We start from the raw sequence: 15,707 nt of genomic DNA, 5'->3' as shown, positions 1-15,707 counted from the left end.
CTTCTCGTTACTGTCTCAGTTCGATCATGCCGTTGTTATTTCGGACTTCATAAATCGGCACGCTATACTCTGGGTTTTCGATGCATTTGCCTGTTTCCAGACAAAAATGTTGTTTGTATAAAGGCGAGGCAACACACAATATCTCTCCCACACAACCAAGAATCCCTCTCGATAAAATATTGGCTTTACCAATAGGGTCAAAGTTAGAAATGGCGTGCAAAGAGTTAGTGCGCTGGCTGAAAAACACCGCGATTTGTTTATCATCTACTTTGGCGCAAACTCCGGTGTTGGGTGCGATGGCAGTTGATTCACAGATTGATATCCAGTTACTCATATCGATTCTCCTAAAATTAAATATCCAGATTGGTATCAGCTAACTTCGACCACTTCGATAGCAAGCTCGTCTGCTGTGTTTTTCGGAAATTTCTGTTCTCTGATGGTAACGAACTGAAGTGATTCATCACGATCAGGACTGTTAATAAAGTGGCTGAATCGACGCAGTTTCTCTGGAGATTCCAGGGTGGTCTTCCATTCGCACTGGTAATTTGCCAGGCTGTCTTGCATCGATTTTTCCAGCTCATCTGCTAACCCAAGTTTGTCGTCAATCACCACTTCTTTGAGATAGTCAATGCCGCCTTCGAGGTTCTCAAGCCAGACGGAAGTACGCTGCAGTCTGTCTGCGGTGCGGATGTAGAACATCAGAACGCGATCGACATACTTAATTAACGTTTCGTCGTCCAGGTCTGTGGCCAGTAAATCGGCATGGCGAGGGCGCATACCGCCGTTACCACAGACATAGAGGTTCCATCCTTTGTCTGTCGCTATCACACCGATATCTTTTGACTGGGCTTCAGCACATTCACGGGTACAGCCAGATACAGCAAATTTGAGCTTGTGAGGTGAGCGAAGGCCTTTGTAACGATTTTCCAAATCGATAGCGAAACCGACACTATTGCCAACGCCGTAGCGACACCAAGTGCTGCCTACGCATGATTTTACGGTACGAACGGATTTACCGTAGGCGTGGCCAGTCTCAAAGCCCGCATCAACGAGTCGTTTCCAGATTAAAGGTAAGTCATTGAGCTGTGCACCAAACAGGTCGATTCGCTGGCCACCAGTGACTTTGGTATAAAGGTCGAAATCACGAGCGACTTCGCCAATTACGATGAGTTTCTCAGGGGTAATTTCACCACCTGCGACTCTTGGGACGACAGAGTAGGTACCATCTTTTTGCATGTTACCAAGATAAATATCGTTGGTATCCTGAAGCTCAATATGATCATCGTGCAAGATATAGTCGTTCCAGTAGGAAGCTAAGATAGAACCTGCGGTAGGTTTACAGACTTCGCAGCCAAGCCCCTGACCGTATTGCTCTAACAGCTCATCGAACGTTTTGATTTTGTTTACACGAATAAGATCACTGAGTTCCTGACGTGAATAAGCAAAATGCTCACAAACATGGTTGTTCACTTCCACGCCTAGCTTTTCTAATTCGCTGTCGAGTACTTGTTTTGCCAGTGCACTACAACCGCCACAACATGTTGACGCGTTAGTCGTCTCTTTTAGCGCCGCCATCGTTGTGCAGCCAGCAGCTACAGCTTGTTTAATCGAGCCTTTGGTCACATCGAAACATGAACAGATAACAGCACTGTCAGGCAGAGCGTCAATACCCAGACCAGCAGATTCATCTTCAGCCACGTTAGGCAGAATTAACACGGATGGGTTCTCTGGTAATGGAAGATCGTTCTGGCGAATCTGTAACAGATTTCCGTAGGCAGTCGCATCACCGACTAAGACGGCGCCAACAATTTTCTTTTTATCTTCAGAGACGATCAGGCGTTTGTAAACTTGTTCAATTTCATCTTTGTATGTGTATGACAAAGCACCTGCAGTCTGGCCATGGACATCACCAATACTCGCGACATCAACACCCATTAATTTCAATTTGGTGCTCATATCTGCGCCCGTAAATTGGGCTGCTTCATCAGTGCTAAGGATATGTTGAGCTGCAACCTTCGCCATTTGGTAGCCTGGCGCTACCAGGCCAAAAATACGTTGCTCCCACAATGCACATTCACCAATCGCATAGATATCGTCGTAGTTTGTCTGACAGTGGTTGTTAATCACAATGCCGCCACGCTCACCGATCTCTATGGAGCTATTACGAGCTAACTCGTCTTGTGGGCGAATACCTGCCGAAAAGACGATCATGTCGGTATCAATATGAGTGCCGTCGGAAAAATTCATTCTGTAACGGCATTCGTTACCATCGATAATTTCTCTAGTCGCTTTTTCTGTATGAACGGTAACACCCAGTGCTTCAATTTTACGGCGAAGTAAATCACCACCATCCTGGTCAAGCTGAACAGCCATTAGACGTGGGGCAAACTCAACAACATGCGTTTCTAGCCCCAGGTTTTTGATTGCATTCGCTGCTTCCAGACCCAGAAGACCACCACCAATCACCACACCAACTTTGCTTTCTTTACTTGAGCGTTCGATTTCGTCTAGATCTTCGATGGTTCTGTAGACATGGCAGAACTCTTTTTCGTTACCAGGAATTGGTGGCACAAACGGGTACGAGCCTGTCGCAAGCACCAATTTGTCATAATTTTCTACACGGCCTGAAGAAGTGACAATCTGTTTGTCGTCTGGATTTACTTGACTCACTTTCTCATTCAGCAGGTATTTAATGCCGTTTGACTGGTAGTAACCTTCGCTGGTTAACGACAGATCATCGACTGTTTTGCCTGTAAAATATGAGGTCAATTGAACACGGTCATAAGCCAGACGTGGCTCTTCAGAAAATGTCACGACTTCAATGTTGTTCTGTTCAGACTGGATCAACGTGTCTATAAATTTATGGCCAACCATTCCGTTACCGACCACAATGATTTTTTGCTTACTCATAATCTCATTCCCTTAGTGATTCTGACTTTTCATGGCCGTGTAATTAGGCGCTTCTACGTAAACTTGATTCGGAAAGAACTTCCATATTCTTGTTATTAAGTTGTTGTAACCAATGCATTTGGCTTGATACGGTGACAACGTCACCTATTACAATTAAGGCCGGAGACTTTATTGAATGACGCGTTATCAATTCGGATAGCTCGGATAACTCGCCTATGATCGTTCTTTGTTGTGGCGTACAGCCGTTTTCAATAATCGCGACTGGTTTGTCTGCGTTCATACCTGATCTGGTTAGTTGCTGCTGTATGAGTGGCGCTTTGGTCAGGCCCATATAAATAACTAACGTTTGGTTGAGTTGGGCTAGCGCAGACCAGTTAATTTCAAGTTTCTTATCCGCGTGAGCGGTGATGAATGTACAACCCTGCGCTAAGCCTCGGTGGGTTAGGGGGATGTTGGAGTAAGTTGAACACCCTGATGCGGCGGTAATGCCCGGAACTACGTTGACATTAATTCCCAGTTTGGTGAGAAATAGCATTTCTTCTCCGCCACGCCCAAACACGAACGAGTCTCCGCCTTTTACACGGCATACGTTATTTGCATCGAGCGCAAAATTAGCGATTAACTGGTTGATTTCTTCTTGTTTATAGCTATGGCAGCCTTTTGCTTTTCCGACATAAACAAGCTTGCAATGGGAAGGGAACAGAGCACGTATATCCTCACTGACTAGGTTGTCGTACACGATGACATCCGCATGCTCAATCGCCTTAATCGCCTTAACGGTAAGTAAGTCTGGATCACCTGGCCCAGCGCCTACTAAGGATACATTTCCAATAACTGAATGTTCTGTATTCATCATCATTGCCTCGAATGTGATTTTGCTAGTTGTTAGCCACAAAGCAATATGAATGCCAGTATGATTTATTTTTGTTGAAATTAAATAAAAGTAATTAAAATACAATAGGTTATTCGTTTTTGGTTTATATTAGGTGTCGGCGTAGAGTAAAGAGAGGTGATTACCAAAAGTGGTAGACGAAGGTGGTAAATGGTCAAGGTTGCATCAAAATAGGTAAATATACACAAAAGGTGGTAGTTTAAAGGGGAATTACCCTCTACCACTTTAGGGTTAGATGATAAATTAAGGTTATGAAATAAAACAATAAAAAATTGAAAAACATAAATTAATGGTATTTGGAATGGATTTTGCTCCTAGGTTCCTAAAAGGAAATTTGGAGACTAGTGGGTATGAGCGAAGGATGGATTAAATCAACGTGTGCTTATTGTGGCGTCGGGTGCGGTATTGAAGCCAGACCTATATCTAATGGACTGCTAGAAGTCCGTGGCGATAAGGAGCACCCCTCGAATTACGGAAAATTATGTACTAAAGGCATTGCTTTGGGCGACACCGTCATTCATGACGGCCGCTTACTGGCTCCCAAACTGAAAACAAAAGCGGGTGATTGGTGTGATACAGAGTGGGACGAGGCTCTTTCCCGCGTAGCAAAAGGTTTCTCGGATACGATAGAACAATTTGGTCCGGATTCTGTGGCGTTCTATGTTTCTGGACAACTGTTAACAGAAGACTATTACGTCGCGAATAAACTCATAAAAGGTTTTCTTGGTACCGCGAATATCGACAGTAATTCTCGCTTGTGCATGGCGTCTACGGTTGTCGGACACAAGCGTGCTTTCGGAATGGATACCGTTCCCGTTTGCTATGAGGATCTTGAGAAAACTGACTTGGTTATCTTGGTTGGCTCTAACCTGGCCTGGTGTCATCCGGTACTATTTCAACGGTTGAGAGCCGCTAAACAGACCAACTCCAATCTAAAAGTGATAGTCATCGACCCACGCCGTAATGAATCCTGCGAGATTGCAGACCTACATCTAGCGATTAATCCTGGCTCAGACGTCGCGCTGTTTAATGGCTTATTGGTACACCTTGGTGAGCATAATCTAGTTGATCACGCTTTTATTAGCGCAGCGACAAACGGTTTTAGTGAGGCATACCAGTCTGCACTAAACGGCTCCGAGGTAAGCGAGGTGACGGGCATTGATTTGGCTTCGCTTCAGGAATTCTATGAATGCTTTTCTCAAACAGAAAAAGTCATCACGATTTACTCGCAAGGGGTGAACCAATCCTCTCAGGGATCCGACAAAGTAAACAGCATCATAAATTGCCACTTAGCGACGGGAAAGATTGGTAAAGAAGGCGCTGGCCCTTTTTCTGTTACCGGACAACCCAATGCGATGGGAGGTCGCGAGGTTGGCGCTCTGGCGAATACGCTGACCGCGCACATGGAATTTCATCCTGATGATATTGATCGTGTTGAAGCTTTTTGGCAAACCGACACATTAGCGAAAAAACCAGGCCTCAAAGCCATTGATATGTTTGATGCCATTCACCGTGGCGAAATCAAAGCGGTATGGATCATGGCGACAAACCCGATCGTTAGCCTTCCTGACAGTGATAAGATTAAACAAGCGTTGGAAAACTGTCCTTTGGTGGTGGTTTCGGATTGCGTTGAGAACACGGCGACGACGCCTTACGCTGATATCCTGCTACCTGCGCAAGGTTGGAGTGAAAAATCGGGCACTGTGACCAACTCCGAACGTCGAATCTCGCGACAACGCCGACTGTTAGCCAGTCCAGGAATGGCTAAACCGGACTGGTGGATTATCTCTCAAGTCGCACAACGAATTGGCTTTAAAGAAGCGTTTGATTACTTACATGAGGGAGAAATCTTCCGCGAGTATGCTCAACTTACGACCTTAGGTAACGCAGACCACGGAAGTAAAAAGGCTAAACAGCGAGACCTCAATTTAGCTGGCCTTGTTGAGATTACTGATTCCGAATACAACTCGCTCACTCCTCAGCAGTGGCCAGTAGAGCAGCAACAACACCAAGTGGTGAATCAGAGAATGTTTGCCGATCAACGATTTTTTACCGAGGATCATCGTGCTAACTTTATCGCGGTAAAACATACACCGCCGCAAGCATCAACAACGAAAGTGTACCCGTTAGTTTTGAATACGGGTCGGAGTCGGGATCAATGGCACACCATGACTCGTACAGGGTTATCGAGTCGTTTAGCTGAGCATGCAAGTGAACCTTACGTTTTGATCCATCCCCAAACAGCGATGCAGTATGGTCTTTATAATCACGAAATGGTGGTTGTGTTCAATAACAACGGAGAGTGTGTTGTTAAGGTTGTTACCAGTGACACTATGAAGCCAGGCGAACTGTTTGTTCCTATTCACTGGAATGAAATTACAGGCCCGTTAAGTAAGCCTTGCGCTCTGGTTGATTCGCGAACGGATACTTTGTCTGGTCAACCTGAGTTTAAATACACCCCTGTAGATATAAAGCCTTATGACTATCAGACCAGTGCTACCGTATTGGTCAAAGACGCGATTTTGATGAGTAACGTTGGGTACGTCGCCAGACAAAAAGTTGATGGCGGCTATTTATATCGTATTCGTTCACCAATGGAGATTAATGAGCTACAGATGAAAATTGAACGACTAGTACCGAATTTGTCATCTGCTGACAAGCTAATTTGCCGCGATGATTCATCCATAAAAGGAATGGCGGCAGTCGTCGAAAACAAAGTTACCTCGTTATATAAACTGACCAAAGATGAGCCAAGCGATCAGGAAGTTCAGGCGTTGAGTGCGTTGTTCAACAGCAGCGCTGACGAGGGTTCTTCTCTGCATGCTTTATTGGGGAATTAGCGCACCCATAGGAACACCAAGGGTAACAGTTGTCTTCTGTTACCCTTTTCTTTTTCCAACCTGTTCAGTCATTCAATCACGACAAACAAATCTTGTACTAAAACAAACAATGTCAGTTGTTTGTTTTTTCTCACATACAGAAAGTTATACGTAAGTTATTGAAATATTGTATTTTTGATGGTTGGTATACATTTCGCAACAACGGTCATGAGTCTAAATTAAAAAGGAGATAGACCATGGCAATTCGTCAATGTGCAATTTACGGTAAAGGTGGTATCGGTAAATCCACTACAACTCAAAACTTAGTAGCGGCGCTTGCTGAAGCAGGGAAGAAAGTCATGATCATTGGCTGTGACCCTAAAGCCGACTCAACCCGATTGATTCTACACTCCAAAGCACAGAATACCATCATGGAGATGGCGGCTGAAGCGGGAACGGTTGAAGACATCGAACTAGAAGATGTACTTAAAATCGGTTACGGCGATGTTCGTTGTGTTGAGTCAGGCGGTCCAGAGCCAGGTGTTGGCTGTGCGGGTCGCGGTGTTATCACGGCCATCAACTTTTTGGAAGAAGAAGGAGCCTACGAGGACGACTTGGACTTCGTATTCTACGACGTACTGGGTGACGTTGTATGTGGTGGTTTTGCGATGCCAATTCGTGAAAACAAAGCGGAAGAAATCTACATCGTTGTTTCAGGCGAAATGATGGCGATGTACGCCGCGAACAACATTTCTAAAGGTATTTGTAAATATGCAACGTCAGGTAATGTTCGTCTTGCGGGCTTAATCTGTAACTCTCGTAACACTGACCGTGAAGATGAGTTAATCATGGCTCTGGCAGCTAAGATCGGTACTCAAATGATTCACTTCGTTCCTCGTGACAACATCGTACAACGTGCAGAGATTCGTCGTATGACCGTTATCGAATACGATCCTAAATGTAACCAAGCGGACGAATACCGCACTCTTGCTAAGAAAGTTATCGAGAACCAAAAATTCGTTATCCCTGAGCCATGCACCATGGATGAGCTTGAAGATCTGCTTATGGAATTCGGCATCATGGAAGTCGAAGATGAATCGATCATCGGTAAGACAGCTGATGAGGAAGAGGCTGCTTAATTAAGCGTTAAGACTCTAGAGCGTTACATTGAATCCTAATGGATAAGGACAAATTATGACGATGAATAAAGAGCAAACTCAGGCGCTTATCGATGAAGTGCTGGAGGTGTATCCGGAAGTCGCCAGAGCTGACCGTAAAAAGCATGTCGCGGTTAACGACAGCTCAGCAGACAGCAGCAAATGCATTACTTCAAACCGTAAGACCTTACCTGGTGTTATGACAGTACGTGGTTGTGCGTATGCTGGCTCCAAAGGTGTGGTTTGGGGACCGATCAAAGATATGATTCATATCTCGCATGGTCCTGTTGGTTGTGGTCAATATTCACGAGCAGGTCGCCGAAACTATTACTCGGGTACGACAGGTGTTGATAGTTTTGGCACGTTAAACTTCACCACAGACTTTCAAGAGCGCGATATTGTCTTTGGCGGCGATAAAAAATTGGCTTCCGCGATTAATGAAATCGAGACACTTTTCCCGCTGGTTAAAGGCATCAGTATTCAATCTGAATGCCCTGTTGGTCTTATTGGTGACGATATCGAAGCGGTAGCTAAAACGAAATCGCAAGAGATAGGCAAGACAATCGTTCCGGTTCGCTGTGAAGGTTTCCGAGGTGTTTCCCAGTCACTTGGTCACCATATCGCGAATGATACGTTGCGTGATTATGTTCTCGACGGTTCGGCTGATAAAGAGTTTGAATCGACCGACTACGACGTCGCGATTATTGGTGACTACAACATCGGTGGGGACGCCTGGTCATCTCGCATCATTCTGGAAGACATGGGGCTTAGAGTTGTTGCTCAGTGGTCTGGCGACGGTACGTTACCAGAGCTAGAAAATACGCCAAAAGTAAAGCTCAACTTAGTGCACTGTTACCGTTCTATGAACTATATCGTTCGTTACATGGAAGAAAAACACGGCATTCCTTGGATTGAGTACAACTTATTTGGCCCGACCAAGATTGAAGAATCCATGCGCAAGATTGCAGCGTTGTTTGATGAAAAAATCCAGCAACAAACCGAAGAAGTTATCGCCCGTTACCGAGAACAATGGAACGCAGTAATTGAGAAGTATCGCCCTCGTCTTGAAGGCAAACAAGTGATGCTTTACGTCGGTGGTCTGCGACCTCGTCATATTATCGGAGCCTATGAAGATTTGGGTATGGAAATCGTCGGTGCAGGTTATGAGTTTGCGCACAACGATGACTACGTCAAAACTACGCCGGAAATGAAAGACGCCACTTTATTGTTCGATGACGCGAGTTCTTATGAGCTTGAAGAGTATGTGAAACGTCTGAAACCTGATCTCATCGGCTCGGGTATCAAAGAGAAGTATATATTCCAGAAAATGGGCTTCCCATTCCGTCAGATGCACAGCTGGGACTACTCAGGTCCTTACCACGGCGTGGATGGTTTCGCGATCTTTGCTCGCGATATGGATATGACAATCAATAACCCTTGTTGGAGCAACCTAACCGCTCCTTGGAAAAGCCAAGATGCTGTTGAGTTAGCGAAAACAGCTTAAAGCACTTAACGCTAATGTGGGAAGGGATTTCCAATTGTATTAACCGAACCGGCGTTCACAGATTAGTGGCACGGTAGGAGAGAAACTATGACTCAGAATATTGAAGAGATCAAAGCGGGTTATTCACTGTTTCAAGAGCCAGAATACCAAGAGTTACTCGCGAATAAACGCAGTCACTTTGAGGAAGCTGTTGAAGCAAACAAAGTGAAAGAAGTGTTTGAATGGACCACGACGAAGGAATACCAAGAGCTCAACTTTAATCGTAAACACATTACCATCGACCCAGCGAAAGCGTGTCAGCCCCTTGGTTCTGTATTGTGTGCACTCGGCTTTGAAAAAACGTTGCCTTATGTCCACGGTTCACAAGGTTGCGTGGCGTATTTTAGAACGTATTTTAACCGACATTTTAAAGAACCTGTTGCCTGTGTGTCTGACTCGATGACGGAAGATGCAGCCGTATTTGGTGGCCAAAACAATATGTTTTATGGTCTGCAAAATGCTTATGCCCTGTATAAACCAGAGATGATTGCGGTATCGACCACATGTATGGCCGAGGTTATTGGTGATGACTTAAATGCCTTTATTGGTAATGCGAAAGAGGGCGGTTACTTACCTGCTTCTGTGCCGACACCATTTGCTCATACACCAAGTTTCGTCGGCAGCCACACCAATGGTTGGGACGGGATGTTGGAGGGGGTATTACGTTACTTTACTGTGAACAGCGGCGAAACCTATACACCAGGTTCAACCAACGCTCTCAATATTGTCCCTGGCTTTGAAACCTATTTAGGTAATTACCGCGTTATTCACCGTATGTTGGGTGAGATGGGTGTCGATTATCAGATGCTTTCTGATCCGTCAGAGGTATTAGACACCCCGGCAGATGGTGAATATCGCATGTACGCGGGTGGTACCAAAGTCGATGAAGTTAAGCGCGCCCCTAACGCAAAAGCCACGCTGCTTCTCACTCCAACACAGTTACCAAAAACGAAAAAATTTGTCGAAACGACCTGGAAACAAGATGTGCCTGCGCTTGATATTCCAATGGGGTTAGAGTGGACGGACAATTTCTTAATGAAAGTTTCTGAGCTCACTGGACAACCGATCCCTGAGTCATTGAGTACAGAGCGAGGCCGTTTGGTAGACATGATGACCGACTCTCATACCTGGTTACATGGTGTCAAAGTGTCGCTTTATGGTGATCCGGATTACTTGTCTGGTATGTGTAAGTTCTTGATGGAACTTGGCTGTGAAATCAAACATGTACTGTGTCACAACGGTAATAAACGCTGGCGCAAAGCACTGGAGTCTATGTTGGCAGACAGCCCTTACGGTCAGGGAGCAGAAATTCTAGTGGGCAAAGATCTTTGGCATCTGCGTTCACTGATGTTTACCGATAAACCGGATCTGCTAATTGGCAACTCTTACGGTAAGTTCATTGAGCGCGATACCAAAGCGAAAGGTGAAGAGTTCCAAGTTCCTTTGGTTCGCATTGGATTCCCAATCTTCGACCGTCATCACCTCCATCGCAGCACAACTCTTGGGTATGAAGGTGCGATGTACATCCTGACGACACTGGTTAATGAAGTACTAGCCAAACTTGACCGTGACACCATGACGCTTGGTAAAACCGACCTTGGTTTTGATTTGGTTCGCTAAATCATAAGCCATAAAGGATTGGATACAGAGGGCTGGTACTAGGGGCTCCATGTGGACAGCATTAAACCACAACAGGTTAGCACGCCTTAGTATCAGCCCTTTCTCATTGAATAAAGGAGAAGAGCATGGCCAACGTAATGATTCAATACAATGAGGTTGGAGAACTTAGCCTTTACCTCGCTAAGAAAGACCTTGAAGAAAACATCACTCACTTTGAATTTGACGAAGACAATAAATGGGGTGGAGAGGTTCATCTATCGAGTGGCGCGGTGTATTACATCGAACCCATGAACAAGCCAAAGTTACCGATCACCGTAAGAGCTAAGCGACTTCAGGCTGCTTAGAGGAGGACAGGTTATGAACGAAGAAATTACCCCTTCGGTTGCACTGCGTATCGCGCTAGCGGCGAAATCACTTCCTAACATTGACGTTAGTGGTTTATTAGGGTTACTGGTGCAGCATATGAGTGCGCCATTAACTGAAACAGAACTGATGCGAATTTCTCCCAAAGCGTTCCGTCTTTTAATTCTATCTCTGGATGGAGAACAAACGCGTAAAGACATCAGTCACGCTTATACGATACTGACGAGTACAGAAATTGGTGACGTTGAACCACCTCGGGTGACGCCTTCTGTGTCTTTGGACGGTCCCAAACTGACTGTCGCATTAACCTCTAATCAGGGTGAAATGGTAAACGGGCATTACGGATCGTGCCTTCGTATTCTTATTTACGAAGTAAACGAGACAGAATTTCAGCTTATTCAAGTCAGTGAAGTGAACCGAGAGTGGCAAGGCGAGGAGCGTGCTCTGCATTTAGTAGAGCTGATTAAAGGATGCCAGATACTGTTTACTTTGTCGATTGGCGGCCCTGCAGCGGCACGCGTGACCAGAGCTAACGTCCACCCAATTAAACGCCCGCAAGCTGTTGAGGCAAAAACCGTGATGGAAGAGTTGCAGGTTATGCTGGCAAATACGCCACCTCCCTGGATTCAGAAACTGCTTGGTACTTATGTTCCTCAGCATCACGGGGAACCCGCTTATGAATAACGTAAACGCTTTCCACGAGCCATTCCCGCTCACGGCTAATCTGCTGGAACAACTGGGTATGGAAATAGATAGGCTGATTGCGCAAGGCGTAAATGAGCAAACGCGGCTCACTGAACGTTACCCTAACGTGAGAATTACGTTATGTAGCGAAGATGAAATGGGATGTCGTGAACCCTATCAGAGTTACGGCCATTACGATCTTTATTTGTACGCACAACAAGCGTCGGGATGTTTGACGCTGACACATTACCCGGAAGCGAGCTCCGGTTTGGTTGTCGCTCTTCACGAATAGCGGCGCGTTTTTGTCGGCTTTACGACAATGTCAGCTTTTATCTTTGTTGGTGTCTTTATTAATCAATAAGTTATGAGTGGAATGGCGCTTGCAGCTAACAAAGTGTTTGGTATCTCAACTTTAACTGTTGCAACTCAAGGAGAGACGCATGAAGCGATCGGAGATCAAGTTACTGCAAGATGAACCCGCCTGTGAGCACAACAGCGGAGAAAAAAGTGGTTGTAGCCGACCAAAGCCCGGAGCAACGGCTGGTGGCTGTTGTTTTGATGGCGCTCAGATAAGTTTATTACCTATAGCGGATGTGGGGCACATTGTGCATGGTCCGATTGGCTGTGCGGGAAACAGCTGGAACAACCGCGGGACTCGAGCTCTGGGCAGTAATCTGTTTCGATATGGATTCACCACGGACCTCAATGAGCAGGACGTTATCATGGGGCGAGCGGAGAAACGTCTGCTACACGCGATAAAACAGCTGATTAAACAACATCAACCACCTGCGGTTTTTGTTTATATGACCTGCGTACCTGCCCTCGAAGGGAATGACATTGAAGCCATCTGTTCTCTTGCCACAGAGCGTTGGAACATCCCTGTGATTCCTGTCGATGCGGCTGGCTTTTATGGTAATAAAAACCTGGGTAACCGAATCGCCGGTAATGTGATGGTTGAACGCGTCGTGGGCAGCGCTGAGCCTCCAGCGAAACCAAAAATGCTTCACGACTCAACTCGGCTAGTACACGATATCGTTCTTATTGGTGAATACAACATTGCCGGAGAGTTTTGGCATGTATCGCCATTATTTGAGCGTTTAGGGTTAAGAGTGTTGTGCTGTATGGCGGGTGATACTCAGTTCCACCAAATACAAACTATGCATCGTGCAGACGCTGCCATGGTCGTTTGTGCTCGAGCACAAGTGAATGTTGCACGAAAACTAGAAGAAAAATGGGGTATACCTTGGTTTGAAGGAAGCTTTTACGGTATCGAAGATACATCGAATTCACTACGAGAATTTGCCCGTTTACTTGGTGACCCCAAACTGAGCGAAGAAGTAGAAGCGTTGATTGCAGAAGAAGAAAGTCGCATTCGCTCGGCTTTGGTACCTTACGCAGAAAAGTTGCGTGGTAAGCGAGCGCTGCTTTATACCGGAGGCGTTAAGTCCTGGTCAGTAGTGAGCGCTTTGCAAGAGCTTGGTATTGAGTGTGTCGCTACCGGTACCCGTAAATCCACACAATCCGATAAAAATAAAATTCTGGAGATAATGGGCAAAGACGCGCTCATGCTGGATGAAGGTGGCGCCAGGTTGTTGCTCGATACTTATCGTCAACATCACGCTGATGTCATGATTGCTGGTGGCCGAAATATGTACACCGCATTAAAAGCGAAGCTGCCTTTTTTAGATATTAACCAAGAGCGGGAACATGCCTATGCTGGTTACGAGGGCATGCTTACGTTAGCAAAAGAGCTATGTAGAACAATAGAAGCGCCCATCTGGCAAACCGTTCAAAGTCAGGCTCCCTGGATCGTCGAAGACGCAACATTCACTTCTGCCATCATTGAAAAAGGAGCCTGATATGGTTACTCCAATCAAACAAAATTCACCACTGGTTACCCAGCCATTAAAAACGAGCCCGGCAACGGGAGCTACGTTGGCGACCCTTGGTTTTGCTGGCTCCATACCTTTGATGCACGGCTCTCAAGGTTGTAGTGCGTTCACTAAAGTTTACCTTATCCAACACTTGAGGGAGCCTATTCCATTGCAGAACACGGCAATTGACCAGGTTTCTGCAGTTATGGGCGGAGAGGGTAATGTAAGTGAAGCACTACAAGTATTATGTGAAAAACACGCGCCAGAATTGATCGTACTTATGAGCACGGGTTTAACTGAAATGCAGGGGGCTGACCTGTATCACAGCATTACCGAATTCACTCTCAAGCACCCGCAATATTCGGATACGAGAATTGTTCCTGTTCTGACGCCGGATTTTGTCGGTTCCATGCAAACTGGATACGCGCATACGGTTCGTAGTGTGGTGAAGCAATTGGTTAAAGGGCCGACAGGTCGAGACAAACAGCGCAAACAAGTGAATATCCTTTGTTCTATAGGAATGACTTCTGCGGATATTGAAACGATTAAACGCTACGTGGAAGCATTCGAATTGGACTCTGTCATTGTGCCCGACTTATCGCTTTCGTTAGACGGTCATTTAGGTCGAGAGGATTTTAGCGCGACCAGTACTGGAGGTACCTCGGTCCTTGAAGTTGAGTTGATGGCTGACAGCGCGATCACGTTGGTATTCGGCGAATCTCTCGATGAGGTAGCAAGGTGGCTTAAAGTGAGGTTCGGTATTCGCTATCACCAATTTGGGATGGCAATGAACCTGGACGTAATCGACCAATTTATCATGACGTTATCGGAGATAAGTGGTCGCGCTGTGCCCGGCTGGATAACACGTGAGCGCCAACGACTGCAGGATGCATTACTCGATGTTCATTTTTTGCTCAGTGGCGAGCAATACACCATCGCACTTGAACCCGACTTGGCGAGTGGTTACGTTGACCTAATCACCATGGCAGGTGGTACCGTTAGTCAGGTCGTCACGACGTTAGATGTTCCGGGTTTGCAAGACATGGAAGCACAAGAAGTAATTGTTGGTGACTTATCGTGCATCGATCTGTCCAACCCGGAGTTAACCTTAGTGATTGGTAACAGCCATTGTGCCAACGTATGTGAGCCGGTTGTCCCTGTTATGCGGGTCGGCTATCCATGTTTTGACCAGTTCGGAAATATGGAGCTCAAACAAACAGGCTATGAAGGTGCTCGTCAACGACTGTTCGCACTTGCCAACTTGTTGCTTCGCAACCACAAAGACGAGGTAACACCCCACGTAAGCTACTATCGTTTTGGTGCAAATGACGTGTTACCAACAACGGAGGGGTTATGAAGTCGACAAAAAGAAGGCTATATCTTCCACCGGAGCCAACTCAGGAAAAACTGCGCGTTAAAATTGCTTTTACTACGTCAGATAGACAAACGGTTGACCAACACTTTGGTTCTGCGAAAGGTGTATTGATTTACGGTATCTACCACACCGAGTGGCACCTGATGGAAGCCATTGAGTACCGAACTAGCGGCCCTGCACACGATAAGTTACCCAGTCGTATCGAAGATTTATCGGGGTGCGCAGCAATATTCTGTAACGCGTGCGGTGCTTCGGCGATACGACAATTGTTGGAGTGTGATATCCAGCCAGTCAAAGTAAATGAGAAATGCGACATTCACTTTTTATTGAATGAAGTCCTGTCTGAGTTAGACAGCGCTCACACAGGATGGCTTTCCAGAGCGCTAAAGAAAAATAAGCAGCCCGACACCTCAGGCACCGAAAAGAGGCTCACTCAGCTAATGGATGAAGAATGGTAATTGTAAAACAAG

The 15,707-nt window shown here is 45.9% G+C and carries 13 protein-coding genes; 10 read left to right on the top strand and 3 right to left on the bottom strand.

The window, feature by feature from the left end:
• Positions 1-7: 7 nt before the first annotated feature.
• The 3 genes from nirD to cobA are packed head-to-tail and all read right to left on the bottom strand — an operon-like array spanning position 8 to position 3,763.
• A complete protein-coding gene (gene nirD, locus DBX26_RS17810; RefSeq protein WP_118120300.1) occupies positions 8-334 on the bottom strand; it encodes a nitrite reductase small subunit NirD in 327 nt (108 codons plus the stop codon).
• Positions 335-369: 35 nt separating this feature from the next.
• Positions 370-2,910: a nitrite reductase large subunit NirB gene (gene nirB, locus DBX26_RS17805; RefSeq protein ID WP_118120299.1), complete on the bottom strand. Its 2,541-nt coding sequence runs from the start codon at positions 2,908-2,910 to the stop codon at positions 370-372.
• Between the two features lie 43 nt (positions 2,911-2,953).
• Positions 2,954-3,763 carry a uroporphyrinogen-III C-methyltransferase gene (cobA, locus tag DBX26_RS17800; protein WP_065301042.1) on the bottom strand — a complete coding sequence of 270 codons (810 nt, stop codon included), beginning with the start codon at positions 3,761-3,763 and terminating at the stop codon, positions 2,954-2,956.
• 389 nt (positions 3,764-4,152) lie between these two features.
• Between cobA and DBX26_RS17795 the strand changes: the two genes are divergently transcribed.
• The 10 genes from DBX26_RS17795 (at position 4,153) to DBX26_RS17750 (ending at position 15,695) form a co-directional block, all read left to right on the top strand.
• Positions 4,153-6,642, top strand: a complete 2,490-nt coding sequence (locus tag DBX26_RS17795; RefSeq protein WP_118120295.1) for a molybdopterin oxidoreductase family protein — start codon at positions 4,153-4,155, stop codon at positions 6,640-6,642.
• Positions 6,643-6,878: 236 nt separating this feature from the next.
• Complete coding sequence (gene nifH / locus DBX26_RS17790; RefSeq protein WP_020333808.1) at positions 6,879-7,760, top strand: nitrogenase iron protein; 882 nt, start codon at positions 6,879-6,881, stop codon at positions 7,758-7,760.
• Positions 7,761-7,815: 55 nt separating this feature from the next.
• A complete protein-coding gene (nifD, locus tag DBX26_RS17785; RefSeq protein ID WP_216826658.1) occupies positions 7,816-9,282 on the top strand; it encodes a nitrogenase molybdenum-iron protein alpha chain in 1,467 nt (488 codons plus the stop codon).
• A gap of 87 nt (positions 9,283-9,369) precedes the next feature.
• Positions 9,370-10,941 carry a nitrogenase molybdenum-iron protein subunit beta gene (gene nifK, locus DBX26_RS17780; RefSeq protein ID WP_014234004.1) on the top strand — a complete coding sequence of 524 codons (1,572 nt, stop codon included), beginning with the start codon at positions 9,370-9,372 and terminating at the stop codon, positions 10,939-10,941.
• A 125-nt stretch (positions 10,942-11,066) separates the two neighbouring features.
• The gene (gene nifT / locus DBX26_RS17775) at positions 11,067-11,285 is read left to right on the top strand and encodes a putative nitrogen fixation protein NifT (protein ID WP_020333810.1); all 219 of its coding nucleotides are present in this window, start codon (positions 11,067-11,069) and stop codon (positions 11,283-11,285) included.
• A gap of 13 nt (positions 11,286-11,298) precedes the next feature.
• Positions 11,299-11,988 (top strand): NifB/NifX family molybdenum-iron cluster-binding protein, encoded by a 690-nt coding sequence (locus tag DBX26_RS17770; RefSeq protein ID WP_118120291.1) that lies wholly within the window; start codon positions 11,299-11,301, stop codon positions 11,986-11,988.
• Positions 11,981-12,280: a hypothetical protein gene (locus tag DBX26_RS17765; RefSeq protein ID WP_065303474.1), complete on the top strand. Its 300-nt coding sequence runs from the start codon at positions 11,981-11,983 to the stop codon at positions 12,278-12,280. The genes DBX26_RS17770 and DBX26_RS17765 overlap by 8 nt, the downstream gene beginning before the upstream one ends.
• Positions 12,281-12,428: 148 nt before the next feature.
• Positions 12,429-13,847 (top strand): nitrogenase iron-molybdenum cofactor biosynthesis protein NifE, encoded by a 1,419-nt coding sequence (nifE, locus tag DBX26_RS17760; RefSeq protein WP_118120289.1) that lies wholly within the window; start codon positions 12,429-12,431, stop codon positions 13,845-13,847.
• Between the two features lies 1 nt (position 13,848).
• Positions 13,849-15,219: a nitrogenase iron-molybdenum cofactor biosynthesis protein NifN gene (nifN, locus tag DBX26_RS17755; RefSeq protein ID WP_118120287.1), complete on the top strand. Its 1,371-nt coding sequence runs from the start codon at positions 13,849-13,851 to the stop codon at positions 15,217-15,219.
• Positions 15,216-15,695 carry a NifB/NifX family molybdenum-iron cluster-binding protein gene (locus DBX26_RS17750; protein WP_014234009.1) on the top strand — a complete coding sequence of 160 codons (480 nt, stop codon included), beginning with the start codon at positions 15,216-15,218 and terminating at the stop codon, positions 15,693-15,695. Before nifN ends, DBX26_RS17750 begins: the two co-directional genes overlap by 4 nt.
• Positions 15,696-15,707 lie beyond the last annotated feature (12 nt).

Source organism: Vibrio sp. dhg (assembly GCF_003443775.1).
GTDB lineage: Bacteria > Pseudomonadota > Gammaproteobacteria > Enterobacterales > Vibrionaceae > Vibrio > Vibrio natriegens.
This window is presented reverse-complemented; position numbering and strand designations above follow the sequence as displayed.

Bases quoted from the DNA above. Each gene is read 5' to 3' on its own strand.
- nirD (WP_118120300.1), bottom strand. From the start codon at position 334: ATGAGTAACTGGATATCAATCTGTGAATCAACTGCCATCGCACCCAAC.
- nirB (WP_118120299.1), bottom strand. From the start codon at position 2,910: ATGAGTAAGCAAAAAATCATTGTGGTCGGTAACGGAATGGTTGGCCAT.
- cobA (WP_065301042.1), bottom strand. From the start codon at position 3,763: ATGAATACAGAACATTCAGTTATTGGAAATGTATCCTTAGTAGGCGCT.
- DBX26_RS17795 (WP_118120295.1), top strand. From the start codon at position 4,153: ATGAGCGAAGGATGGATTAAATCAACGTGTGCTTATTGTGGCGTCGGG.
- nifH (WP_020333808.1), top strand. From the start codon at position 6,879: ATGGCAATTCGTCAATGTGCAATTTACGGTAAAGGTGGTATCGGTAAA.
- nifD (WP_216826658.1), top strand. From the start codon at position 7,816: ATGACGATGAATAAAGAGCAAACTCAGGCGCTTATCGATGAAGTGCTG.
- nifK (WP_014234004.1), top strand. From the start codon at position 9,370: ATGACTCAGAATATTGAAGAGATCAAAGCGGGTTATTCACTGTTTCAA.
- nifT (WP_020333810.1), top strand. From the start codon at position 11,067: ATGGCCAACGTAATGATTCAATACAATGAGGTTGGAGAACTTAGCCTT.
- DBX26_RS17770 (WP_118120291.1), top strand. From the start codon at position 11,299: ATGAACGAAGAAATTACCCCTTCGGTTGCACTGCGTATCGCGCTAGCG.
- DBX26_RS17765 (WP_065303474.1), top strand. From the start codon at position 11,981: ATGAATAACGTAAACGCTTTCCACGAGCCATTCCCGCTCACGGCTAAT.
- nifE (WP_118120289.1), top strand. From the start codon at position 12,429: ATGAAGCGATCGGAGATCAAGTTACTGCAAGATGAACCCGCCTGTGAG.
- nifN (WP_118120287.1), top strand. From the start codon at position 13,849: ATGGTTACTCCAATCAAACAAAATTCACCACTGGTTACCCAGCCATTA.
- DBX26_RS17750 (WP_014234009.1), top strand. From the start codon at position 15,216: ATGAAGTCGACAAAAAGAAGGCTATATCTTCCACCGGAGCCAACTCAG.